Genomic DNA, 22,364 nt, shown 5'->3' on the forward strand with positions numbered 1-22,364 from the left:
GCGCCGCGGACCGCCCGCCGACGGGCGACGGCGCACGTTCCTTCGTTCACGGCTTCAGGTCACATCGAGAACGACCTTTCCGTGCACCTTCCGCGCGAACAGCGCCTGGACGGCCTCGTCCACGTCCCGCCAGTCGCCCCGCAGGCCGACCGGCGCCGAGAGCCTCCCGGCGGCCATGAGGTCCAGCAAGTCCGTCAGCTCCCCGCTGGTCGGTGTCATGTCGCCGTAGGTGGCGATGCTGCGGGGTTCACCGAAGCCGAACAGGGCCCCTGGCGGGAACGTGGTCTCCTGCCCCGAGGAGTAACCGACCACGTGGATGGTGCCGCCCTCGGCGAGCGAGTTCCACGCCCGGGCCACCAGCGGCCCGCCGACCGTGTCCAGGACGAGGTCGAACCGGTCCCCGGTCTCGGCCAGGTCGGTCAGGACCTCGTCGGCGCCGAGTTCGCGCAGTCCGGCGGCCCGGTCCGGCGAACCGACGAGTGCCGTCACCCGGGCGCCCGCCAGCGCCGCCAGCTGGACGGCGAAGTGCCCCACGCCCCCGCTGGCGCCGGTGACCAGGACGTTGCGCGCCAGCAGGGAGCGCTTGCGCAGCACCCGGAACGCGGTGACTCCGGCGATCCCCAGCGCGGCGGCGTCGGCCAGGTCCACCCCCTCGGGAACGGCGCCGAGCGAGGCCGGGTCGACCGCCACACGCTCCGCCCACGCGTGGGGGGTCATTCCCAGCGCGACGCGCGTACCTTCGGGCGGCCCCGAGCCGTCGGATGCGGCGCGCACCACGACGCCGGCCGCGTCGTGACCGTGCACGGCGCCGGCCGGCCACTGGTGCACGTAATTCAGCTCTCCGAAGTTGAGGCCGATGTGCCGTATCTCCACCAGCGCCTCACCGGTGGACGGTACGGGCTCATCGACATCGGCGAACCGGATGGGACCGGCCTCGCCGTGAGCGACCACGAGGGCGCGCATAGTGTGTGCTTCCTTCTGTCGTCGATAAAACGGAACGCTCGGCGCGGCAGTGGGTCAAATACGCAAATAACGTACTGCCGACTTCTTGAAATCCTACGCAGGACCGGGGTGGCGGCCAGCCCCGGGAGAATCAATCAGTTGACGATCTGTGTCAGAGCGACTCGCGGCGCGACGAGCCCTGTGTCCCTCCGGCGGACGGCGCTGTGAGGGGCGAGGGACGGCCGGACGGCCCGGCGCGGCCGGCCTGGGGGCATGCGTCCGGCGCCGGTGCTTCGGCGGGCGGAATCGCCCGCCACGGGTCGCGATGATCACGGCAGGGGCTCCGCCGCAGGGAATTCCGTTATTCGCTGCGACAAAGCCTCGATGGGTTGTCAGCACACGGAATTCCGAAAACCCGACCTGAAAAGGAATCACCGCTACCGCCGTCCGCCGACACCCGCCCGCGGCGCGGCCACGGGGTCGGGTGCGGCGACCCACCGGACTGCTGTGCGGCTCACCGCGGCTTCGGGAGAACCGGACCGTGTGCGGGTGCCGCACGCCTCGGGCGTCGGCGCGTGCGCGTACGGTTCCGCGGGCGCCCCTCCGGCGACGGGCCGGCCGCCCCGACGGCGGCCATCGCGCAGCGCGCCCCTCAGGCGTGGTCGTGCGCAGCCGGCACCGCGCCGACCTCCTCGCCCTCGCCCAGCACGACGAACTGGCCCATCATCCCGTCGTCCTCGTGCTGCAGCAGGTGGCAGTGGTACATGTACGGCATGTTCGGGTCGGTGTGGCCGCCGAAGCGCATCGCGAGCCGGTAGTGCCTGCCCTGGGCCACCATGACCGTGTCCTTCCAGCCCCGCAGGTGGGGCGGCGGGGTCTCGCCGTCGACCGTCAGGACCTGGAACTGGACGTCGTGGACGTGGAAGTTGTGCAGGTAGCCGTTGTCGTTGGTCACCTCCCACACCTCCACGGTGCCCTCGCGGACGCCGAAGTCGATGCGGTCCATCGCCATCGAGCGGTCGTTGATCCGGTCCGAGGCGAGCACGAAGGAGCGCTCCTGCGCCACCGCCTCGGCGGCCAGGTCCGGCGCTGCGCCGAGCACCGCGGGGACCTCGGTGTCGTCGGACAGGGTGTCGGCGGCCCTGAACCGGCAGATGTCGAGCAGGTCCGCGAAGCCGTCGAGCCTCCCCGACGCCCCGCCGTACTCCGGTGAGGGGTAGGAGCGCAGGTCGACGGTCTCGCCGGGCTCGAAGGCCACGACGATCTCCGCCCGTTCACCCGGCGACAGGTGCAGGCGGTCGGTCTCCCACGGCTCGGCGAGCAGGCCGCCGTCGGTGGCCACGAGCGAGAAGGCCCGGTCGTCCGAGAAACCGAAGTTGTACAGGCGGGCGTTGGACCCGTTGAGCAGTCGCAGCCGCACGAGCCCGGTCGTGACGTCGAAGTACGGGCCCAGCGTGCCGTTGACGAGGATCTCGTCACCGATCACGCCCAGCGAGCCCGCCAGCGGGATCCTCTCCTCGAACTGGTTGTCCCGGTCGAACGCGCGGTCCTGGACGATCATCGGGATGTCGTCGACGCCGTACTCCGAGGGCAGGTTCAGCGCGTCGGTCGCGTCGTCGTCGACGATGAACAGCCCGGTCAGGCCCCGGTACGTGTGGTCTCCGGTCGCCCCGTGCACGTGGGGGTGGTACCAGAGCGTCGCCGCCTGCTGGTCGATCCTCCACCGCGGCTCCCACGTACCGCCGGGGGCGACGGTCTGGTGCGGTCCGCCGTCCATGGCCGCGGGCAGGTGCATGCCGTGCCAGTGGAGCGAGGTCTCCTGGTCCAGTTCGTTGCGCACCGCGAACGCGACCTCCTCGCCGCGGCGGGCGCGGACCGTGGGGCCGAGGTAGGCGCCGTTCACGCCCCAGGTGCGGGTGGCCGCCCCCTCCTTGAACGCCGTCTCGCCCGACCGGAGACCGAGCGTGAACACCCGGGACCCCGCCTCGCCGGGCGCGGACCCGGCCAGGGGAGGGACGGCCAGCGCCGAGTCGAAGCCGATCCTCCCGGCGGTGTCCCGCTTCGCGGCGGCGTAGTAGACGCCGAGGCCGCCCCCGGCGAGGGCGAACGCCCCGCCGATGCCGATACCGAGGACCTTGAGAGCTGTGCGACGTTCCATGGGACGAACATCCCGCGGAACGGGGCGCCCTCGCGTCGGCGATACCTACGTAGACGGTTCTCCCGGGGCCCCGGAGCCCCGGAGAAACAGGGCGCGGGCCGACGCGGCGCCGCTGCCCTCCTCCGGCTCTGGTGACCGTCGACGGAATGATGCTCCGACCCGCGAGCACACCGACACCTGCGTGGCCGCAGGCCCTGTCATCCCCGCGGCCGGCGACAACCGGCCCCCGGCGCGGAGCCGGTCGGCCGAAAGCCCGGCGGCCCGTGTCCGTCGGTGTCCCCGCGACCTCAGGCGATGGCATCCTCGCGGCCGTCGACGTGCGTCAGGGGCTGGGGCCGGCGTCCACGGCGGACCAGGACGGCGTGGAGCGCGGCCAGGCACGACGCGAGCAGCAGGAGCGCCGCACTGCCGAGGAGCGCGGTCGGCAACCCCTGGAGGGCGAGCAGGCCGCTGGTGGCGATGACGCCGAGCGAGTTCGCCGTGCGCAGGAGGGCGAACATCTCCGCACGGCGTCCGGGCGGTGCGAGTTCGTCGACGACCAGCGAGTAGAACGTCCCCAGGAGCGGCAGGAAGAACCCCAGGACCGCCGCTCCCGCGAGAGTCGGGGCGATGTGCCCTCCGGCGAGGATCACGCCGGAGGCCGCGGTGCTCATCACGAGGAAGAAGGCGACCTTCCAGCGCTCCGGCACGCGGTTGCGGAGGCTGACCCAGACGCCGCCGGTCACGGCGCCGACGCACAGGACCGAGGCGAACAGGAACGCCCAGCCCGGGGCGAGCCCGAAGGAGAGGGCGAACGACACGGCACCGACCTCGACGGCCGCGACCGCTGCGCCCCCGCGGCCGCGCAGAACAGCCAGAGGAGCACCTCGGCGGGGACCCGCCCGCCCGTGCCGCCGGGCCGGCCGTCCTCCGGTCCGCGCGCCTGCGGAATCGGGGGAAGCAGGAGCATGGGCCCCACCCCGAGCACGGTGATCGCCGCCATCGCCCCGACGGGCGAGACCGCGCCGAGCAGGGACGCGAGCACGGGGGACAGCACGAAGTTGATCTCGTTGAGCGTCGCGGCCACGCCCAGTGCCCGGGGCAGCCCTCCCGGAGAGACCAGGTGGTTGAGGAGGAGCCGCTGGTAGCCGTAGGCGGCTCCGTTGACCAGGCCCGCGGCGACGACCGCGGCGACGAGGAACGCGAACGGGGCCCCCACGGCCGCCAGCACGGTGACCGCGGCGAGGGCGATCGTGCGCACGGCGATCAGGGCCCGAAGGTAGTGCACACTGTTGAACCGCCTGCCCAGGCGCGAGACGGGGACGGCGCCCAGGACCTGGGCCGTGGTCATGGCGAAGACCATCGTGGCGCCGGACTCGACCGAGCCGGTGAGGGGGAGTGCCACCAGGCCGAAGGCGATGGGCGCGGCGGCCTGCGGCACGCCGAGGGTGCCGTAGGCGAGCTGCCACCGTAGGATTCTGGCCCTGGCCTGCGGCGTACCCGTCTTCCGGGGCGGGGGAGTCACGTGCTTGCGGGTCATTCGCGCCTCTCAGCTTCGTCTGTGCACACGGCGGACGGGCCGGCCCGGCAACCGAACAAGCACGCGTGAGCATTATAGTGCTCACCTTGGATCCGTCCCGAGACACCGGCTGAGGAGCGCATGACCGAGCAGATCCGACCCGAGGTGGTCGTCCTCCTGGGCAACCGCATCCGTGCGGTACGGCAGGGCAAGGACCTGAGCGTGGTGAAGCTCGCCGAACTCAGCGGTGTGAGCCGGCGGATGCTCACGCAGATCGAACTGGGCCAGGCCAACCCGAGCATCGCGACGGTCGACAGGATCGCCTCCGCGCTGGGCACGACGTTCCCGGCGCTCGCCGGCGTGCTGGGGGAGGGCCCGCCCGAGGGGGTCGAGGTGTGGTCGACGCCGAACGGGAGTTGGGCGAGCCTCCTGCAGGCGGTCCAGACGAGCCAGGTGTTCGTCGAGATGTGGAAGTGGCATCTGGTCGGGGGCGACCGCTACCACGTCTCTCCCGCCGCGGGCGCACCCGAGACCATGGCCCACGTCCTCCAGGGCCAGCTCCTCGTCCGGTCCGGCTCGTCGGACCTGCGCGTCGACGCAGGGGGATCGGCGCGGATCGGGAACACCGCGGACCACACGTTCGAGGCGGGCACCGACGTCGCCGTCTTCCTCGGGGTGGTGACGATGCCCCGCCTGTGAGACGCCTTCTCCGCCCCGCGCGGAGGAACCGGCCCTACGCGGACGGGGACAGGTCGGGCAGGTCCTTGAGCTGTCGGCGGGAGGTGAGCCCCAGCTTGCGGAAGATGTTGCGCAGATGGGCGTCGACGGTGCGCGGGCTGATGAACAGCCGGGCCGCCACCTCGTTGGACGTCGCGCCGGTGGCGACCAGGCGGGCGATGTGGAGCTCCTGCATCGTGAGCCGGTCGCGGGTGTGCCCGGAGCGGCTGCGGGCCGTCTCTCCCGTGGCCCGCAGCTCGTCGGCGGCCCGCCGGGCGAACGCCTCCAGCCCCGCGCCGGAGAGCAGCGCGTGCGCCGTGCGCAGGTGCGGACGGCAGTCCCGGCGGCGCCCCTCGCGCCGCAGCCACTCCCCGTACAGGAGGTGGGCCCTGGCCCGGTAGGGGAGCAGCGGACTGTCCGCGAGGAGTTCGACGGCCTCCCGGTAGTCGTCCTCGGCGCCGCTCACCAGTCCCCGGACGTAGGCCGCCACGCCCAGGCCCGTCGCCGTCCCGCTCGCCCGGGTCCGTTCGGTCAGCGACGCCAGCGCCTCGGCCGCCGCTTCGCGCTCGCCGCACCGCACGGCGGCCTCCACCAGCTCGGGCAGGGAGAACCCGGCGATGAAGAGGTCCCCGTGGGCGACGGCCCGCCGGGCCTCGGCCAGCGCGGCCCGGTAGTCGGCCAGGCCGTTGTGCAGCACCGCCCCGGCCCAGTGGACGTTGGCGACCAGCTGCCCCACGCCCTGCGTCGCCGCCGCTGCCGTGGCGGTCCCGAACAGAGCGAACGCCTCCTCGCGGCGGCCGCGCATCGCCGCCAGCTGCAACCGGTGGTAGGTGATCGAGGGGGCGCCGGTCGCGTCGGCGATCGCCTCCTCCTCGGCGATCGCGGCCATCGCCCGGTCCAGGTCGCCCGCCAGCGCGGCGCCGGAGGCCGCCTGCGCCAGACCGAGGCGCAGCACGAGCGGCGACCCCGACTCGCGGCCGTTCTTCATCAGCCACTCGATGATCGTCGCGTGGGTGTGCGGGTCCCACAGCTCGGCCGCCAGCGTGACCGCGAGCGCCGGGTGCCGGGTCCACAGCGCCCCGCCGGCTCCGTCGAGGGCCTCGCGGACGAGGGGGACCGCCGCGCGGTGCCCCTGGGCGGCCAGCACGGTCAGCGCGTCCAGGGCGTCGGGCCCGTGCGGGGGCGGCGCGGAGTCCTGCGCCGCGGCCAGAACCGTGTCCATCACACCGCTCGCCCGGCCGACGAGCAGGCCCATCTCCAGCGCCTCCAGGTAGCTCTCACGGGACCGGGCGGGGTCCAGGGGCGCGAGCCGGCGCGCGGCGCGCAGCATGAACACCGGGCCGTCGCCGTCGCCCGGGCGCACGAAGGCGATCTGCCCCCGCAGCAGGTCGGCCTCGGCGTTCCGGAGCTCGTCCGGGCCCGAGCCGTCCACGGCCGTGAGCAGTCGCGCGGCCCGGTCGGCGTCGCCTGTGGAGAGCGCGGCCCGCGCCGCCGCGAGGGTCCGTCCGACCCGCCGGTCGGCGTCCAGCGTCAGCTCCGCCGCACGTTCGAGGAACGCCGCGGCGGCCACGGCCCCGCCACGGGCCTCGGCGCGCGACGCCGAGCGCTCCAGCTCGTCGGCGACGCCGTCGTCGGGTCCCGCGCTCGCCTGGGCGCGGTGCCAGGCGCGCCGGTCCGGGTCGACGACCGGGTCGGTGACCTCGGCGAGCGTGCGGTGGGCCAGCCGGCGCTCGTCCGCCTCCGCCGACCGGTAGACCGCCGTCCGGGCCAGCGGGTGGTAGAAGCGGATGCGGGTGCCGAACTCCACGAGCCCGGTGGCGGAGGCGGCGGCGCCGGCGGTCGGCAGGTCGATGCCCAGCCGCTGCGCGGCCGGCCACAGCAGCCCGGGGTCGCCCGTCGGGTCGGCGCTCGCGACCGTCAGCAGCCGCCGCGCCCCGGCGGACAGGCCGGCCAGCGCCTCCCGGAAGCCCAGCTCGACACGGGTCGTCACCGAGGACGCGTCCGGCGGCGCGAAACCGCCGGCCCTGGGCAGGGCGAGCAGTGCCAGGGGGTTCCCGCGCGCCTCGGCCACGATCCGCTCCCGGACCTGCTCGTCCAGCACCTCGTGGCTCAGCGACGCGAGCAGCGTCCGCGCGTCGGCGTCGGCCAGCCCCTCGACGGTCAGGCCCGGCAGGTCGTCCAGCTCCCCGGCCGGGCAGGGCAGCCGCACCCCGAACACCAGGGCGACCGGCTCGGCGGCGACCCGGCGCGCGAGGAAGGCCAGGACCCTGGTCGAGGCCGAGTCCAGCCACTGGGCGTCCTCGACCAGGCACAGCAGCGGGCGCTCCCGCGCCGCGGCCGCCAGCAGCCCCAGGGCCGCCAGTCCGACACGGAACACGTCCGGGGTTCCCGTCGCCGTCCCGAACGCGGCCAGGAGGGGCTCGCGGTGCTGGGCGGGCAGCTGGTCGAGGTGTCCCAGCACCGGCAGGCACAGCTGGTGCAGGGCGGCGAACGGCAGTTCCGCCTCGTACTGGGACCCGGACACGTGGACGACCCGGAACCCGGAGGCGGCGTCGCGGGCGTGGTCCAGCAGGGCGCTCTTGCCGATGCCCGCCTCGCCGCGCAGGACCAGTGCTCCGCCCCGGCCCGCCCGTGCGGACCCGGTCAGCTCCTCGATGCGGTCGCTCTCGTGCCGCCGGCCGACGAGGGGGCCGCGAGGGGGAGCTGGCGTTCGCATGGCACGTACGTTACCAAGGGTGCGAATCCGGCCGAGTCGGTCGGAACGTCGCTCTCCCGGCGGGCGCGGCGCGCGGCGGCCGGGACGCTGCGGCAGCCGGGCCCGCCCCCTGCCGTAGCGCCCGCAGGGGAGCCGCGGAGAGGGCGGGCGGACGCCCGGCCGCGTCGCCGGGGCGGATCACCCGCTAGGACATCCGGAAACCCGCGGGCCCCCGCACTGTGTCGGCGAGCTCCTCGATCCGGGCGGCGGACACGGGCACACCGGGCGCCTGCTGGACCCAGGCCACGAATTCCCCGGGAGTGAGGCCGGACGGCGGTCGTCCCACGTACGGGAGGGCGTACAACGGGGTGTTGGGTTCGCTGCGCCAGCTGTCGGCCAGTGTGCCGAGGTCCACCGCGTCGAAGCCCAGGACGTCCAGCAGGTCGGCCACCTCCTCCTTGGCGTCCGGGGCGTCGCCGGAAAGCGGCACCGCGGTGCGGTCGGGGGCCCCGGCCGGGCGGAACAGCTCCAACAACTGCTTGGGGCCGATGTTGTGCAACGCCTTCACCACCCGGGCATCCGCGAGGTGGCGCTGCACCAGTTCGCTGGAGGTCAGCTCGTCGCTGTCGAGTTCCGGCACTGCGAAGCCGGGATGCGGCGCGTAGTTCATCGGGTCGATCACGGTCTTGCCGGCGAGCTCCGCCCGGGGCAGCCGCTCGTGGGCGGCCAGCGGCACGGAGGCGATGACCAGGTCACCGGCGCTCGCCGCTTCGGCCGGGGCGGCCGCGCGGGCCCGCCGGCCGAGCTCCGCGACGGTACCGGCCAGCGTCTCGGGGCCGCGTGAGTTGCTCAGGACGACGTTCAGGCCGGCGTCGACGGCGCGGCGGGCGGCCCCGAGGCCGACCATGCCGGTGCCGATGACGCCGAGGGTTGTGGTGCTCACTCTGTTCTCCGTTCGCGTCTCCCGCGCGTCGCGGCCTCCAGCGGACAGGAGGACCGCTCCGGCGGGCTCGTACCCATCACAGCGGGAGCGGGCTACGCGAACAATGACCACAAACGCCCGGCAGCGATCACATCGTGTGATAGATCAGGCAGATGGAACTGAGGGCGCTGCAGTACTTCGTGACCGTCGCCGAGGAGCTGCACTTCGGGCGTGCGGCGCAACGGCTGGGCATCGTGCAGCCGGCGGTGAGCCAGCAGGTCGCCCGGCTCGAACGCGAGCTCGGAGCGGGCCTGCTCGACCGCACCTCACGCCGGGTACGGCTCACCCCGGCGGGCGAACGGGTGCTCGCCGAGGCCCGTAGGACCCTCGCCGCGGCGGCCCGCGTGCGGGTGGTCGCCGCAGAACCGGCGGCCGTCCTGCGGATCGGGGTCGCGTCCTGCGTCACCCGGCGGCTCGACCGGGCGCTGGGCCGACTCGGCGAGGGCGAACGCCCCGCCGAGCCGAAACTGGTCGACCTGCCGGTGGCCGCGCGACTCGACGCCGTCCGCGACGGCGAGCTGGACCTCGCACTGGTGCGGGGAGCGTTCACCTCCGCGGCGATGACGGTCGTGCGCGCCTGGTCCGAGCCGCTGCACGCAGTGCTCGCGCGTGAGCACCCCGCCGCCCGCAAGCCCGCGGTCAGCCTGCACGACCTCGATCCGCACGGCCTGCGGGTTCCCGCCCGCGCCGGTGACCCGCCGATGCACGACGCGATCCTCGCCGCCCTGCCCGTGGCCCCGCTGCGGCCGCCTGCCGGGGACGTGCTCAACGTGCTGTTCGAGGTGGGCCGGGACCCCGGGGGCTGGACGCTGATGCCGGCCGAGCAGTTCGACGGGGCCCGCTCCGAGCGGCTGCTCCAGGTGCCGCTCGACCCGCCGGTGACCGTCGACGGCCACGTCGTCACCTCACCGGCCACCCCGGAGCCGTGCGTGGCGTCGTACGTGGCCGCGTTCGCGGATTGAACCCCCGCCCAGGGTGGGCAGGTCGTGTCGGAAAGGCGCGGCCGCGTCCCGCCCCGAGCCGGCGGCGACACGCTGAGCTCGCCCGCCCGGACCGGCCGCCGGTCGCGGATCTCCGCCGCCCGGGAAGAAGCCGGCCGGGCCGGGGCGGCCCCGGCCCGGGCCTGCCGGGGGCCGGGAACCTCCGCCCGCACCCGCCCTGCCCGTGCGCCGGAGCCCGACGCCGGCTCAGGTGACCAGCCCGTGCCGGTAGGCGTAGACCACCGCCTGGACCCGGTCGCGCAGGCCGAGCTTGGCCAGGATCCGCGAGACGAACGTCTTCACCGTCTCCTGGCTGATGAACAGGGCCGCGGCGATCTCACCGTTGGACAGCCCGTCGGCGATCAGGCGCAGGACCTCCAGCTCGCGCGGGGTCAGCGGCACATCGGCCGGCTCGGCCCGGGAGGGCCGGATCCGGGTGGCGAACCTGCCGACCAGCCGGCGGGTGACGTCGGGGTCCAGCAGCGCCGCCCCGGTGGCCACGGTCCGGATCCCGTGCAGCAGCTGGGCCGGGGGCGCGTCCTTGAGCAGGAACCCGCTGGCGCCCGCGCGCAGCGCCTCGTAGACGTACTCGTCGAGGTTGAACGTCGTGACCACGAGGACCTTGACGGGGTGTTCCACCCCTGCTCCGGCCAGGCGCCGCGTGGCCCCGATGCCGTCGAGCACGGGCATGCGCACGTCCATCACCACGACGTCGGGGCGCAGCCGTTCGGCGAGTTCGACCGCGGCCCTGCCGTCCCCGCACTCGCCGACGGTCTCCAGGTCGGGCTGGGCGTCGATGATGGTGACCAGCCCGGTGCGGATCAGCACCTGGTCGTCGCAGACCAGGACCCGGATCGGCACGCTCATGCCCGGCCGCCCGCCGGGGCGCGGGCGGGGATGCGCGCGTCCACGGTGAACCCCCCGTCCTCGCGCGGCCCCGCGGTGAACTCGCCGCCCAGGACCTCGACGCGTTCGCGCAGGCCGACCAGGCCGCGCCCGCCGCCCCCGGGCGGGACGCCGGAAGCCCCGGAGCGGTCGGTGGTGACGTTCACGGTGATCTCCTCGGGGCGGTGGCGCACGCGGACGGTGGTGGGGCTGCCGTGCGCGTACTTGAGGGCGTTGGTCAGGGACTCCTGCACGACACGGTGCGCGACGAGGTCGGCGCTGCCGCGCGAGGCGGCCGGGGCGCCCTCCTCGGTGAACTCCACCGGCTGCCCGGCCCTGCGGGTGCGCTCCACCACGGACAGCAGCCCTTCGTCGGACCCGGGGACAGGGGCGGAGTGGTCGGGGTCGAGGACGTCGAGCAGGTGGCGCATGTCGGTGATGGCCCGCCGACCGGTGTCGGTGACCGCGGTCAGGGTCTCGTCCAGCCGCTCGGGCGCGGCCGTCAGGTAGCGGGCCGCCTCGGCCTGCACGACCATCGCGGTCACGTGGTGGGTCACGACGTCGTGAAGCTCGCGGGCGATGCGGGTGCGTTCGGCGGTGCGGGTGGCCTCGGCGACGAAGCGGCGGCGTTCGGCCTCGGCGGCCCTGGTGGACCGCAGCCACGCCCCGGTCCCCCAGGAGAAGGCCAGCGTCGCGTAGAAGACCAGGTAGGAGGGAAAGGACTCACCCGCGCCGACCTGGGCCACCGCGACCGCCAGCACCACGTAGGCGGCCGAGCCCACCACCACGGCGGTGGGCCGGTGCCGGTGGAGGTGGGCGCCGGCGCTCAACACTGCGATGGGCAACGCGGTGCCCGCGACCAGGTGGTAGCCGCTCAGCTGGTCGAGGGCGAAGCCGCAGGCCACCACGGCCAGGGACAGGGCCGGCCACCGGCGCCGCACGGCCAGGGGCAGGCACTGCAGGGCTGCCGCGAGCAGTCCCAGGGCGTCGAAGGGGCGGTCCGCCACGCCGCCGAAATCGGTCCCGTAGCCGTGCGTCGACGGGACGAGGGAGACGGAGAGGATCAGCAGGGCCAGGGGCAGGTCCTGGAGGGAGACGTCGAGCCGCCGCCACAGGTGGGAGAGCCGCTGGAGCGAGGTCACCGGGGAGGTGCGGCGGTGGTGGCGGGCCGCGCGTCACGCCGGCGGACGGGGACGATCCGGCCGCGGCGGCGGGCGATCCACATGAACACCACGGTGGCGATGACGCAGAACACCACGGAGTAGATGCTGCCCTCGGGGCCGAACCCGCCGCCGGTGATCAGGGTGTGGCCGGACATGGTGGCGTCCAGCAGCCCCGGGGGTGTGCCGTTGCCCGAGACCTCGGTGCCGAAGAGGGCGGACCCGGCGATGTTCCAGCCGAAGTGCAGGCCGATGGGCAGCCACAGGCTGCGGGTGGCGATGTAGGCGGCGGTGAGCATGCCGCCGGCCTCGATGGCGATGGCGATGGCGCCCCACAGGGTGGCGTGCGGGTTGGCCATGTGCACGAGGCCGAAGGCCAGGCCGGTCAGTCCGAGGGAGATCCAGGTGCCGGCGCGCTCCTCGATGATGCGGAACAGCACACCGCGCCACATCAGCTCCTCGGTCACCGCGGCGGCGCCCATGAAGCCGACCAGGCCCAGGGCGCTCATCGGGGAGCCCAGACCGTGGACCTGGTAGCCGCCGAGGAACGTGATGTTGGCGATGACCAGGGCGAACAGGCCGACCCCGAGGAGGGTGCCCCAGCTGGTGGCGGCGGTGGCGCCCTTCCAGGCCAGCTCGGTCACCTCGCGCTTCTCGGTGCGGCGCACCACCCACCGGTAGACGAACACCGAGATCACGACGGTGAGGAGGCCCAGGGCCAGGGTGAGCCAGGGGTTGTCCTGGACCGCGAAGGCTGCCTGTCCGCCGAGGAAGGCGACCGCGGCGACGGCCAGGAGCTGCCAGAGAAGTCTCATGGGGGTCTTTCATGACATCGGTGCGGCAGGGGAGCCGCGACTGGTGAGAACGCTACTGACCGGGGCGGGGCGAAGTCGTCACCATGGGGTGGACACCTGCGTGTAGCTCTTCCGGGGGACACGGGCCGGCGGAGTACCCCGGCCCGGCCGTCGGGAACGCGGGCAGGGGATGATGAACCGGGCTGCCCGGACCGCTCCGGAGCGGTACCGCCTCGGGCCCGTGGCAGCAGACCTGCCCGATGGCGGAAGCCATAACACGGGCCGGTGCCGTAACCGGAGCCGGTTTGCTTCCGTGGTCCGGACCCGGCTTCTTTCGAGAAAGAGGGTGGCGTGGATGGCCAGTATCCGCCTGCGGGGATCAGGCGTTGTATCCACGGTTCTCCTGGCCTCTTCGTGCGCTCTTCCCTGGACAATGGTCAGCAATGACGACCCCGGTCGAAGTCCTGGGGAAACCGGGATGACGGCCATCACAGGCACGGTGTACGACTCCTCGGGTCAGCCGGTCGAAGGTGTGAACATCCAATGGTCGTCGAACGAGGACCCGCCCGTGTTCTCGCACGAGAGGGGTTCACGCACCGTCGACGACGGAAGCTACCGACTCGTCCTGCACCGGGGCAGCTGGGACGTCCACGGGACGAAGGACGGAACGGGGACCGAGGTGGAAACAGTGGTTCTCGGGGCAGACGACGCCGTCGTCGACCTGCACTTCCCCTGACGGCAATTCACCACCTGGACGATGGCCCCGGCACAGGTATTAGACCGGCGGAGCAAGAGCCCACACGAGACGAACGCCAGGGGAGGGCCTTGCAGGTCTCGTGGTCCATGAAGGAACTGATGTCCATGTTGGCGAGCTCCAGGTTGACCACCATGATCCCAGCGCGATCGGTACGGACCAGCAGCGTGCCGGGCACACGCGGGCCGTCGCCGGTCCGGCGGAGGGGCAGAGAGGGTCGCGTCACAGAGGGCCTCGCGTCGGGTGGTGCGTGGTGGCCCCGTTTCTCCAGGCCGGGACCGACAGACGCCGCCCCGGCCCGCCTCTACGCGGTCGGCCCCGTGGCGGCGGACCACCGTTCGGCGAGGCGGTGGCAGGCGCCGACCAGCTCCTCAGGGGTCACCTCGGTGATCCCGGTGTCGAAGGTGGAGAGGATCCCGGCGACGCCCGCCCACGACCACGCTCCGAGCGTGAGCCGGCAGTGGTCGGCGTCCAGGTGCTCGATGACCGACCCGCCGGGCGCCCAGCGGGCGACGACGTGGGCGGGCAGGTCGAGGCGCGCGGTTCCCATGCACGGCCAGGCGGTGGGGACGTCGCCCCGGTCGTGGCTGGTCATGACGAACCGGGCGACGTCGCCCCCGGGGAGGGCGCGGTCGGTGAAGGGCTGCGTCGTCGGGCGGGGGACCAGCCGGTCCACACGGTGGATGCGCCAGGCCTCCTCCGCGAGGTCGTAGGCGACCAGGTACCAGCGTGCGGCCCACACCACCAGGTGATGCGGCTCCACGCGCCGGGCGGGTACGAAGTCCCCGTCCCCGGGCAGGGCCCGTGTCCCGTCGGCGCGCAGGGTCTGGACGGTGAGCACGTGCCGGTGGCGTACCGCCCCGCCGACCGCGGTGAGCGCGTCCGGGGCGACGGGCGGAGTGGGGAACTCCCAGTAGTTCTGCAACCTGGTCAGGTGCAAGGCCTCCATGGACGCCCGCACGCGGGCCGGCATCACCTGGGTGAGCGTGTCCAGCGCCCTGGCCGCGTCCTCGGCCAGGCCGAACACCGTGCTCGGGGCGGTCTGCAGGGCCACCGAGACCGCGAGCGCCTGATCGTCGTCGAACAGCAGCGGGGGGAGGGTGTGCCCGGAGCCGAGCCGGTACCCCCCGTCGGGCCCGCGGACGGTGGTGATCGGGTAGTCGAGCCCGCGCAGGGTCTCGATGTCTCGCCGTGCCGTGCGTTCGCTGACGCCGAGCCGGGACGCGAGCTCGCCCAGCGGCCACTGGCGCCGAGCCATGAGCAGGGAGAGCAGCCGCAGCGCCCGCCGTGAAGTATCCGCCACCACCCCATTATGGGCAGTGGTGGACATTCGGTGGCCACTACATGCCCCATCCTCCTGCATGACCGGGACGATCCCGGAACGGAGAAGGAGCGGGAACATGGTGCGTGTCGTCGTTGTCGGTGGCGGAATCGGTGGACTCGCGTTGGGGGCCGGGCTGCGCCGCCGCGGGATCGAGGTGGCGGTGTTCGACCGCGACACCGACGTCGCGGCCACGGGCGGATACCACATCACACTCGACCAGCGGGCCCAGACGGCGCTGCGGGAGCTGCTCCCGCCGGAGGTCTTCGAGCGGCTGCTGGCGTCGTCCTCCGCGCTGCGGCTGCGCGACCGCGACGCGTTCTGGGACCGGCGCGGCCGACTGCTGGGACACGGCCCGGACCTCGGCGCCGACCCGAGTGTGGACATCGACCGCATCACCCTGCGCACACTGCTCGCCGAAGCGGTCGGCGACGACCTGCACCTGGGCCGGACGGCGACCGGGGTCGGCCACGACGACCACGGGACGCCGCGCGTGGAGTTCGCCGACGCCGCACCCGCCACCGGCGACCTGCTGGTCGGAGCGGACGGCACCCACTCCCTGGTGGCCCGGCACCTGGCCGGCGGTCCCACGAACACCCCGGCGGGCATCATCGGCTTCTCCGGCCGGACACCGCTGCCCTCGCTGAGCCGGAGCGAGCGGGAACGGCTGGGACCGCGATCGGGCCTGGCGCTCGGCGGCCACGGCGCCGCACTCTACGTGGGCTACCTCGACCCCGTCGGCAACGCCGCCTTGGACAGGCCCGAACTGTGCATGGCGCTCACCACGGGCCCCACCTACATCTGGGGGGCCATGCTCCCCGAGTCCTCCGCCACCGACGCCCTGCGCGGCCTGCACGGCGAAGGACTGCGGGCGGCGCTGATCGCCCGGTTCGCCGAGCTGGGCTGGAGCGAGCACGTGCTCGAGGTCCTCGACCGGGCCGACCCCCACACCGTGGCCGCGTTCCGCTTCAACGCCGCGTCACCACGGGCACGGGAGCTCGCACCGTGGCCCGCCGGCCGGATCACGGCGCTGGGGGACGCGGTCCACGCCACCCCGCCGACCGCCGGAATGGGGGCCGGCGCCGCCGTCCGCGACGCGGCCGACCTGGTCGAGAACCTTGGCGGGGCCGGAGCCGACCCCGCCGCGCTCACCGCGGCCGTCGACCGGTTCGAGGCGGCCATGCGCCTGCGGGGCAGCGAGGTCATCACCCGGGGGATGATGACCGTCCGCTGGATCCTGGCCACCGACACCGTGCTCGGCGCGGCCGCCACCACCCTCACCACCCCGCTCCTGGCCGCCGCCACCCGGCTGCTCCACCGCCGCTGAGCCCCGGCCGGCGCGTACCCCTTCTCCGTTCTCCACCTCTCCCAGCCGTGAACCGCATCCCACCCACGCCATCGAGGACTTGACGCTGCAGCAACCAAAACGGGGGTCGAGGAGGATTACCACAGGATTTGGTCACGTGTTGACGAGCACAGGGATGTCAGTACTCGCCCTCCGGATCCGTCTACCAGGCTGACGGTGCGCTCACAGCTCACAGGACGAGTATGAGCTTGCCGCCGGGTCGGCGGGACTGGCTGAGTTCGGCCGCTTTCTGGATCTGGTCGAGCGTGTAGGTGCGGGCGACCGGTACGACCAAGATGCCTTCGCCGGCGAGCCGGGCGAACTCGTCCATCTGGTCATAACGGATCTCGGTGGTGATCCGGACGCCCAGCTCGGCCGCGGCGGCGAAGTCCGAGACGGTGAGGACACGGTCGGGATCCCCGGTCAGCTCGATCAAGGTCGGTAGTGAGCCGCCGGCCGGGCTGGGCTGGTCGGCACGGTCGATCCGACCGCCGGTCGGCGCCGTGTCCAGGGCGCGGTCGACGGGGCCTCCGGTCAGTGCGCTGACGCGTTCGGCCATGCCCTCGCCGTAGGCGGTCACCTGGGCGCCGATCTCTTCCAGGGCGGCAGCCCGGGTCGGCCCGGCGGTGGCGATCACCCGGATACCCCGGTGCAGCGCGAAGCGCACCGCCGCCTCACCCACGGTAGTGCCCGCGCCGTGGACGAGCAGCAGCTCACCCGCCTGGACGCCGAGGTCGTCGAGCGCGCGCCACGCCGTCTCGGCCGCCATCGGCAGCGCGGCGGCCTGCTCGGCAGTGACGCCTTCGGGGATGCGTGCCCAGGCCGGCATCAGCGCGTACTCGGCGGCGCCGGCCGTCGGGCCGTGGAAGGTGGCCGGGCCGAACACGCGGTCGCCGATCCGGACGCCGGTGACGCCCTCACCGAGCGCGTCGACGGTGCCCGCGATCTCGAGGCCGAGCCCTCGCGGCAGTGGCGGCAGATGGTCGGCGAGGAGACCGTCGACGAGGTGCCAGTCGGCCGGTGCCAGGCCGCACGCCCGCACGGCGATCCGGATCTGGCCGGGTCCCGGCTCCGGCTGCGGGACGTCGCGGAGCGCGATCACGTCCGGGGATCCGAACCGGTCGAACTGAAGAGCCTTCATGACGATCTCCTATGTGATGACAGCATCTGTTGTCATCGATCTTAGTGTCACGACGACAGCCTCTGCTGTCATATCCTGGTGGGCATGCCGAGATGGGAGCCAGACGCACAGGGCCGGCTCAAGCGCGCGGCGCTCGAGCTGTTCGAGGCGCAAGGTTTCGAGCGCACCTCGGTCGCACAGATCGCGCGCACCGCCGGCCTGACCGAGCGCTCCTTCTACCGCTATTTCCCCGACAAACGGGAAGTCCTCTTCGCCGGCGACGAACTCCAGACCCATCTCGTCGCCCAGGTCGAAGCGGCCGACCCGGGCCTCACGCCGATCGAGGCGCTGCTGACCGCTCTGGGGACCGCCGACGAGATCTTCCGCCCGCGCGAGTTCCTGCTGCGCCGCGTCAGGGTGATCGCCGCCAGCCCGGCGCTTGCCGAGCGCGATCTGATCAAGCTCGCCGACATCGCCGACGCGCTGGTGCGGGCGCTCGAACACCGCGGCGTCGAGCCCGGCAAAGCACGCTTCATCATCGACGTGGCGATAGCGGTCGCCCGGCGCGCAACGTCCCGCTGGCTGGCCGACCCGGACGCGACCCTCTCCGAGCTCGTCGCCCAGACCGCCGACGAACTGCGTGAGGCGGTCGCGCCGCCGGCCCCGACGGTCGGCTGAGTCTGCCGCACGGGCTCGTGTTCGGCTCGTCGTGGCCGATGCCGGACACACCCCGGGACACCCTCCTCGCGTGGTGCCGCACTCGCGGACAGGGTCGTCGGGCGGCGGTCGCCGGAGGTGCGGGGACAGTGGATCGGCTGATGGATCCGGTGTCGAGCCGGGCCCCGCGTCGTGGCGGGGACCTGCCCTCAGGTGCGGGTGCAACAGCTTGACCGCACGCGCCGGTCCCGCGACCCCGACCCGGTCCGCTCCTTCGATCAGCGGGGACGTCGGAAGGCCGAGCCCAGGTGCTCGCCCATCAGGGAGATGGCGGCGCGGGCGGGTCCGGCCGGCCGGTGGTAGAGGAATCCGTGGTCGACGCCCTCGAACACGCGGTGCACGACCTCGACGCCCGCGCGTTCGAGGGCGCCCGCGAACCGGTCCGCCTCGTCCCTGAGGGTGTCGTGCTCGGCGGTGATGACCAGGGTCGGGGGAAGCCGGTCGAGTGCCGGGTGCAGTGCGGGTGAGACCAGCGGGAGGCTGGTGTCCGCTCCGGCGAAGTAGGTGTTCATGACGAGGTCCATCAACGCCTTTCCGACGACGGGCCGTGACCGGGGCGACGTCCGCTGCGCGTTCGGCAGCGTCAGGTCGACCGGGGCGAACTCCACGGACAGGGCCGCCGGGGAGGGGTCTTCGCGCTCGATGGCCGTCAGGGCAACGCCCAGGGAGAGGTGCCCGCCGGCGCTGGGCCCGCCGACGGAGACCCGGTTGCCGTCCCAGCAGTGGGCCGCGCCGCTGCCGCGGACCCAGAGGTAGGCGTCGTAGCACTCCTGCTCGGCCACCGGATGGCAGACCTGGGGGGCGGCACGGTAATCGGGCATGACGACGTAGCAGCCCAGTTCGGAGGCGAGATAGCGCGCGACGTTGCCTTCACCGAGCGGATAGCGGGTGATGAACCCCCCGCCGTGGATCAGCATGTGCACCGGAGGGCTGCGACCGTCGGCGAGCTGTGACTCGATGTCCTCGGAGGTGGGGCTGAAGACCAGGGCGCCGATATCGCCGTGGCGGGTCGGGATCCGCACGGTCGCAGGCGCGGCGATCGGCTTGGTCGCGAACTCCACCTCCGGCGGGAGCAGCAGAAAGCGGTTCATCGCGGGGTAGGTCAGTTGGAGCGCCCGTGCGGCGAGTGCGTGCCGCCAGGAGATACGGGGGTCCCTCTTCATGCGCTTGGTCCTGTCGGGTAGCAAGGGGGGCAGTGGGGGAGAGCCCGCGCCGACGGAACTGCCTCCACAGGTGTGGGTCCGCCTGGACGAGCACGGACGTCTCCGCGCGGAGACGTCCTGGGCAACGGGTCGGGAAAACAGCGACGCGCACTCAAGGGTAGGCCGGTCTTCCTTGCCGTGGAGGGCGGTCTCGGTGACCCGGCCGGCGTCCTGGGAATTCGAGGTGCTCAGGAAGAGCCGCGGTTCGACACCGGTGTTCCAGCCCGCCCCGGTAGCCGAAACAGAGTTCGCGGGTCAGGGCCGGCGGGGCGCGCCGCCCCGTGTGCACACAGGTCGGCACGTGCCGCCACACCGCGGCGCCTCCTCCCTCCCGCCTCCGCCGAGGAGGGTCGGGAGGCCGGGGCGGTGGGGAGGGCATCGACCACGGGCGGCCGTCACCGGCGCGGGCCAGGTCCTGCCGGTATCGGATCACCGCCTCCTGGCGGGGGCCGGGGCGTCAGTGGATGATGGAGACGATCCGGCAGGCGGCCCCGGCCAGGTGGGGGTCGCCCTCGACGCGGGCGCGGGCCAGGGCGGTGCCCGGCTCGATGCCGCGGGTGCAGAGCCGCCAGGCGGTCTCGGCGTCCAGGCGGAGGGTCGAGTCCGGGTGCCGGACGCCGGGCTCGGCCAGGGACCAGCGGTCCCCGGTGGCCGTGGCGGTCCAGAGGCCGCCGGCCGGGCCTTCGACGCTCACCCGGACCTGCGTTCCCACCGGTGCGTCGACCTCGCGCAGGGTGTGGGGCAGGGCCCGCATGAAGGTGTCCAGGACCAGCGCCAGGGACCTGGGGTCGGGGTCGGTCTCCTGGCCGGCGGCGTGGCGGATCTGCTGGCGGTGGGTCCAGAACTCGGTGAGATCGCGGGCGCTGTCCAGCCACAGGGGCGCCGGGTCGGCACCGGCCCAGGACACCCCCGTCGACGGAGCGTCCGGGTCCGCCGTCTCGAAGAAGCGGACGACCTGCTGGCCGATCAGCCCCAGGGTGTCCGTGAGCGCGGCCGGGCTCACCCGGCGGTGGGCGTCCACCCATTCCTGGTTGATGCGGTGGATGAACGCCTCCAGCGTCTCGCCCGCGGCGAAGGAGGGCCCCTCCGGGTGGCCGTCGCGACCGCGGGCGAGCCGTCCGTAGCAGTCGCCGAGAAGGTGCGCGGCGAGATCGCGCACGGTCCATCCCGGCACCGCCTCCTCACGCCAGTCGGCGGGTGCCAGCCCCCGCAGCGTGGCCATCAGCGCGGTGTGCTCAGGGGCGAAGAGGGGGCGGGCGTCGATCGGGGCGCCGAGCCAGGAGTGGTCCGGCAGGCCGCTGGGCTGGGAGGTCATGGCCGTAGCCTGTCACGCGCAGGGCCGTTCCTCCATCGGATATCCCGCCTTCGCGCTGCCCCGGGAGACGTCGGGTCCCGATGGGGCCGGTGAGGATCACGACGGGGGTGGCGGTGGCCCTTCGGCCGCTCACCGGTCGGTGGTGAGCCCTTCCAGAGCACGGGTCTCGCACGCCTGGGGCGGCCGGAGGAGGAGCGAGGTGGCGCCGTGCCGGTGTCCGATTTACCTAAACCTCGCACGTGATGAGTGTGCTCGCCCGCCGCAGCGCAGATGGCCGGTTTCGGTTGAAGAGGCTCCAGCCTGAGGAGCGGTAATGGCCTACGGCACCTAGGGCAAGGGCTCCTTCCTCGACCCCCTACTGCACCTCGTCGGAGAGCCGGACGATGTGCGGGATGCCCACCGGGCTGCTGATCCAGTGGGCATCCAGGCCGGAGGGGAGCGGTTCCAGTTCGTCTTGGACCGCGATACCGTGCGCGGCCAGGTGTCGGGTCGCGAGGCCGACATCGTCGGTGAACAGCTCCAGCCACAGGTCGGCTCGCGCGTAGTTATCGACGCGGTCGAACCACAGCTTGACCGGACCGAACCGCACTGATGCGCTCCGGGCAACGCCGTTCGCGACGGCCTCGCTGCTCTCATCGGTGACCTCCATCCCCAAAATGTCGCGATAGAAGGCGATGGTGCGGTCGAACTGGGCCTTGGGCAGCTTCATGGCGATGTTGTGGCCGCCGCTAAACGTCGGGGTCATGTCCCATTCCTTCTGTGGTCGTCGAGGTGGTCGCGCAGTGCACCCAGGTGTCCGTCCCAGTCGCGCGCCATCGCGGCGAGAAACGACTGGGCAACGGCGACCGGCCTGGTCTGCAACCGGAAGCGGATCCGGCGCCGTTCCCCGGTCTCCGCTCGGACCAGCCCGGCATCGGACAGCAGGGCGAGGTGTTTAGCGATCGCCTGGCGTGAGATGGGGAGCCGCTCGGCCAGATCGGTCGCCGTCGCCGGGCCGCGCGCGGCGAGTTCGGCGAGGATGCCGCGCCGCGTCGGGTCGGCCAGTGCGGTGAAGACCGCCTGGGCGGTTGACTCGGTATCGGTCTCAGGGTCAGGACGCGGCATCGAGATACTCGGCCAACTCGGTCAGCTCCGTACGCCAGCCCGTGGTGTGGTCCTCGTAGGCGATGGCCAGGTCCTCCGGCATCCGGGCGAAGCCGGTCTCACGCACCGTCAACCGCGTGCCCGTGCCGGTGGACTCCAATGTGAACTCGACCCGGGTCCGGCGCGGGTCACCCGTCGGCAGTCCGTCGATCGCCCACGTGTAGGCGAACCGGCGGGGCGGCTCGACGACCTGGATCGCGAGGGTGTGCCCGTCCTGCTGGTTCCACCACACGCGTGCCTCGCCACCGGGGCGCAGGTCGTTGATTTCCGCGCGGGAGCCGAACCAGCCGCCGAGTCCTTCGGCGGTGGTCAATGCTGCCCATACTTTCTCGGGTGGATGGGCGAGTTCGAGCACACGCTCGATGCTGTCGGGGATGGACACCGCAACCTCCATTGCAACACTTCGGTTGCCATGCAACTTATCACAACCAATAGGTTGCGATACAGGTGTCGACGCAGGGGACTCGTCGCCCGCAGGGGCGGTTTCCGGCCCTCGCTTAGTGACCCTTATTGGCAGGTCGGCAACCCAGGTCGGCTGGTTCGGGCACAAGGCAGCCCCCGCGCAAGGCCACGTTGCACGGGGACGTCGTGGTCGGTCCGTGGCCATCGGCGGGGTCTGCCGCCAACGGCCGCGGC

Annotated in this window: 21 protein-coding genes; 5 read left to right on the top strand and 16 right to left on the bottom strand. The window is 73.2% G+C overall.

From position 1 onward, the window contains the following. Window positions 1-54 precede the first annotated feature (54 nt). From ACWGL3_RS03885 to ACWGL3_RS03900, 4 genes are all read right to left on the bottom strand, one after another. A complete protein-coding gene (locus tag ACWGL3_RS03885) occupies window positions 55-963 on the bottom strand; it encodes a zinc-binding dehydrogenase (protein WP_452460793.1) in 909 nt (302 codons plus the stop codon). Window positions 964-1,594: 631 nt separating this feature from the next. Next, window positions 1,595-3,100 carry a multicopper oxidase family protein gene (locus ACWGL3_RS03890; RefSeq protein ID WP_452460794.1) on the bottom strand — a complete coding sequence of 502 codons (1,506 nt, stop codon included), beginning with the start codon at window positions 3,098-3,100 and terminating at the stop codon, window positions 1,595-1,597. 287 nt (window positions 3,101-3,387) lie between these two features. After that, window positions 3,388-3,900 carry a hypothetical protein gene (locus tag ACWGL3_RS03895; protein ID WP_452460795.1) on the bottom strand — a complete coding sequence of 171 codons (513 nt, stop codon included), beginning with the start codon at window positions 3,898-3,900 and terminating at the stop codon, window positions 3,388-3,390. After that, window positions 3,822-4,619 carry a hypothetical protein gene (locus ACWGL3_RS03900; protein WP_452460796.1) on the bottom strand — a complete coding sequence of 266 codons (798 nt, stop codon included), beginning with the start codon at window positions 4,617-4,619 and terminating at the stop codon, window positions 3,822-3,824. The genes ACWGL3_RS03895 and ACWGL3_RS03900 overlap by 79 nt, the downstream gene beginning before the upstream one ends. Window positions 4,620-4,739: 120 nt before the next feature. On the opposite strand from ACWGL3_RS03900, the gene ACWGL3_RS03905 reads away from it, so the two are divergent. Then, entirely contained in the window at window positions 4,740-5,297 is a 558-nt protein-coding gene (locus ACWGL3_RS03905; protein ID WP_267945060.1) for a helix-turn-helix domain-containing protein, read from the top strand. A gap of 34 nt (window positions 5,298-5,331) precedes the next feature. On the opposite strand, the gene ACWGL3_RS03910 is transcribed toward ACWGL3_RS03905, so the two are convergent. Together ACWGL3_RS03910 and ACWGL3_RS03915 are read right to left on the bottom strand one after the other, a co-directional pair. Beyond that, a complete protein-coding gene (locus ACWGL3_RS03910; RefSeq protein WP_267945059.1) occupies window positions 5,332-8,031 on the bottom strand; it encodes an AAA family ATPase in 2,700 nt (899 codons plus the stop codon). Window positions 8,032-8,215: 184 nt separating this feature from the next. After that, window positions 8,216-8,953 (bottom strand): NADPH-dependent F420 reductase, encoded by a 738-nt coding sequence (locus tag ACWGL3_RS03915; RefSeq protein WP_267945058.1) that lies wholly within the window; start codon window positions 8,951-8,953, stop codon window positions 8,216-8,218. Window positions 8,954-9,105: 152 nt separating this feature from the next. Here ACWGL3_RS03915 and ACWGL3_RS03920 point away from each other — a divergent pair, with 152 nt between their 5' ends. Further along, a complete protein-coding gene (locus tag ACWGL3_RS03920; protein ID WP_267945057.1) occupies window positions 9,106-9,954 on the top strand; it encodes a LysR family transcriptional regulator in 849 nt (282 codons plus the stop codon). A 225-nt stretch (window positions 9,955-10,179) separates the two neighbouring features. Here ACWGL3_RS03920 and ACWGL3_RS03925 read toward each other — a convergent pair whose 3' ends face one another. Genes ACWGL3_RS03925 through ACWGL3_RS03935 form a run of 3 tightly spaced genes read right to left on the bottom strand, consistent with a single transcriptional unit; the run spans window position 10,180 to window position 12,832 of the window. Further along, window positions 10,180-10,839 carry a response regulator gene (locus ACWGL3_RS03925; protein ID WP_267945056.1) on the bottom strand — a complete coding sequence of 220 codons (660 nt, stop codon included), beginning with the start codon at window positions 10,837-10,839 and terminating at the stop codon, window positions 10,180-10,182. Beyond that, a complete protein-coding gene (locus tag ACWGL3_RS03930; protein WP_267945055.1) occupies window positions 10,836-11,999 on the bottom strand; it encodes a sensor histidine kinase in 1,164 nt (387 codons plus the stop codon). The genes ACWGL3_RS03925 and ACWGL3_RS03930 overlap by 4 nt, the downstream gene beginning before the upstream one ends. Further along, window positions 11,996-12,832: a CPBP family intramembrane glutamic endopeptidase gene (locus ACWGL3_RS03935; protein WP_267945054.1), complete on the bottom strand. Its 837-nt coding sequence runs from the start codon at window positions 12,830-12,832 to the stop codon at window positions 11,996-11,998. The genes ACWGL3_RS03930 and ACWGL3_RS03935 overlap by 4 nt, the downstream gene beginning before the upstream one ends. Before the next feature lie 457 nt (window positions 12,833-13,289). Here ACWGL3_RS03935 and ACWGL3_RS03940 point away from each other — a divergent pair, with 457 nt between their 5' ends. After that, on the top strand, window positions 13,290-13,547 hold the full coding sequence (locus ACWGL3_RS03940; protein WP_452460797.1) for a carboxypeptidase-like regulatory domain-containing protein: 258 nt from the start codon (window positions 13,290-13,292) through the stop codon (window positions 13,545-13,547). Between the two features lie 322 nt (window positions 13,548-13,869). Here ACWGL3_RS03940 and ACWGL3_RS03945 read toward each other — a convergent pair whose 3' ends face one another. Next, a complete protein-coding gene (locus tag ACWGL3_RS03945; protein ID WP_452460798.1) occupies window positions 13,870-14,868 on the bottom strand; it encodes a helix-turn-helix transcriptional regulator in 999 nt (332 codons plus the stop codon). A 97-nt stretch (window positions 14,869-14,965) separates the two neighbouring features. On the opposite strand from ACWGL3_RS03945, the gene ACWGL3_RS03950 reads away from it, so the two are divergent. Then, on the top strand, window positions 14,966-16,213 hold the full coding sequence (locus ACWGL3_RS03950; RefSeq protein WP_452460799.1) for an FAD-dependent oxidoreductase: 1,248 nt from the start codon (window positions 14,966-14,968) through the stop codon (window positions 16,211-16,213). A 208-nt stretch (window positions 16,214-16,421) separates the two neighbouring features. On the opposite strand, the gene ACWGL3_RS03955 is transcribed toward ACWGL3_RS03950, so the two are convergent. After that, the gene (locus tag ACWGL3_RS03955; RefSeq protein WP_267945050.1) at window positions 16,422-17,372 is read right to left on the bottom strand and encodes an NADP-dependent oxidoreductase; all 951 of its coding nucleotides are present in this window, start codon (window positions 17,370-17,372) and stop codon (window positions 16,422-16,424) included. An 84-nt stretch (window positions 17,373-17,456) separates the two neighbouring features. Here ACWGL3_RS03955 and ACWGL3_RS03960 point away from each other — a divergent pair, with 84 nt between their 5' ends. Then, window positions 17,457-18,029 carry a TetR/AcrR family transcriptional regulator gene (locus ACWGL3_RS03960; protein ID WP_267945049.1) on the top strand — a complete coding sequence of 191 codons (573 nt, stop codon included), beginning with the start codon at window positions 17,457-17,459 and terminating at the stop codon, window positions 18,027-18,029. A gap of 257 nt (window positions 18,030-18,286) precedes the next feature. Here ACWGL3_RS03960 and ACWGL3_RS03965 read toward each other — a convergent pair whose 3' ends face one another. From ACWGL3_RS03965 to ACWGL3_RS03985, 5 genes are all read right to left on the bottom strand, one after another. Beyond that, on the bottom strand, window positions 18,287-19,231 hold the full coding sequence (locus tag ACWGL3_RS03965) for an alpha/beta hydrolase (RefSeq protein ID WP_267945048.1): 945 nt from the start codon (window positions 19,229-19,231) through the stop codon (window positions 18,287-18,289). A 496-nt stretch (window positions 19,232-19,727) separates the two neighbouring features. Beyond that, the gene (locus ACWGL3_RS03970) at window positions 19,728-20,585 is read right to left on the bottom strand and encodes a maleylpyruvate isomerase family mycothiol-dependent enzyme (RefSeq protein ID WP_267945047.1); all 858 of its coding nucleotides are present in this window, start codon (window positions 20,583-20,585) and stop codon (window positions 19,728-19,730) included. Window positions 20,586-20,940: 355 nt separating this feature from the next. After that, window positions 20,941-21,330 (bottom strand): VOC family protein, encoded by a 390-nt coding sequence (locus ACWGL3_RS03975; protein WP_267945046.1) that lies wholly within the window; start codon window positions 21,328-21,330, stop codon window positions 20,941-20,943. Beyond that, window positions 21,327-21,689 (bottom strand): ArsR/SmtB family transcription factor, encoded by a 363-nt coding sequence (locus tag ACWGL3_RS03980; protein WP_267945045.1) that lies wholly within the window; start codon window positions 21,687-21,689, stop codon window positions 21,327-21,329. Before ACWGL3_RS03980 ends, ACWGL3_RS03975 begins: the two co-directional genes overlap by 4 nt. After that, the gene (locus ACWGL3_RS03985; protein WP_267945044.1) at window positions 21,676-22,110 is read right to left on the bottom strand and encodes an SRPBCC domain-containing protein; all 435 of its coding nucleotides are present in this window, start codon (window positions 22,108-22,110) and stop codon (window positions 21,676-21,678) included. The genes ACWGL3_RS03980 and ACWGL3_RS03985 overlap by 14 nt, the downstream gene beginning before the upstream one ends. Window positions 22,111-22,364 lie beyond the last annotated feature (254 nt).

The sequence above is a fragment of the Nocardiopsis sp. NPDC055824 genome (assembly GCF_053616335.1).

What these genes read in the sequence shown, in the direction of transcription:
- ACWGL3_RS03885 (WP_452460793.1), bottom strand. Translation starts at nt 963, where the DNA reads ATGCGCGCCCTCGTGGTCGCTCACGGCGAGGCCGGTCCCATCCGGTTC.
- ACWGL3_RS03890 (WP_452460794.1), bottom strand. Translation starts at nt 3,100, where the DNA reads ATGGAACGTCGCACAGCTCTCAAGGTCCTCGGTATCGGCATCGGCGGG.
- ACWGL3_RS03900 (WP_452460796.1), bottom strand. Translation starts at nt 4,619, where the DNA reads ATGACCCGCAAGCACGTGACTCCCCCGCCCCGGAAGACGGGTACGCCG.
- ACWGL3_RS03905 (WP_267945060.1), top strand. Translation starts at nt 4,740, where the DNA reads ATGACCGAGCAGATCCGACCCGAGGTGGTCGTCCTCCTGGGCAACCGC.
- ACWGL3_RS03910 (WP_267945059.1), bottom strand. Translation starts at nt 8,031, where the DNA reads ATGCGAACGCCAGCTCCCCCTCGCGGCCCCCTCGTCGGCCGGCGGCAC.
- ACWGL3_RS03920 (WP_267945057.1), top strand. Translation starts at nt 9,106, where the DNA reads ATGGAACTGAGGGCGCTGCAGTACTTCGTGACCGTCGCCGAGGAGCTG.
- ACWGL3_RS03925 (WP_267945056.1), bottom strand. Translation starts at nt 10,839, where the DNA reads ATGAGCGTGCCGATCCGGGTCCTGGTCTGCGACGACCAGGTGCTGATC.
- ACWGL3_RS03935 (WP_267945054.1), bottom strand. Translation starts at nt 12,832, where the DNA reads ATGAGACTTCTCTGGCAGCTCCTGGCCGTCGCCGCGGTCGCCTTCCTC.
- ACWGL3_RS03940 (WP_452460797.1), top strand. Translation starts at nt 13,290, where the DNA reads ATGACGGCCATCACAGGCACGGTGTACGACTCCTCGGGTCAGCCGGTC.
- ACWGL3_RS03950 (WP_452460799.1), top strand. Translation starts at nt 14,966, where the DNA reads ATGGTGCGTGTCGTCGTTGTCGGTGGCGGAATCGGTGGACTCGCGTTG.
- ACWGL3_RS03955 (WP_267945050.1), bottom strand. Translation starts at nt 17,372, where the DNA reads ATGAAGGCTCTTCAGTTCGACCGGTTCGGATCCCCGGACGTGATCGCG.
- ACWGL3_RS03960 (WP_267945049.1), top strand. Translation starts at nt 17,457, where the DNA reads ATGCCGAGATGGGAGCCAGACGCACAGGGCCGGCTCAAGCGCGCGGCG.
- ACWGL3_RS03965 (WP_267945048.1), bottom strand. Translation starts at nt 19,231, where the DNA reads ATGAAGAGGGACCCCCGTATCTCCTGGCGGCACGCACTCGCCGCACGG.
- ACWGL3_RS03970 (WP_267945047.1), bottom strand. Translation starts at nt 20,585, where the DNA reads ATGACCTCCCAGCCCAGCGGCCTGCCGGACCACTCCTGGCTCGGCGCC.
- ACWGL3_RS03975 (WP_267945046.1), bottom strand. Translation starts at nt 21,330, where the DNA reads ATGACCCCGACGTTTAGCGGCGGCCACAACATCGCCATGAAGCTGCCC.
- ACWGL3_RS03980 (WP_267945045.1), bottom strand. Translation starts at nt 21,689, where the DNA reads ATGCCGCGTCCTGACCCTGAGACCGATACCGAGTCAACCGCCCAGGCG.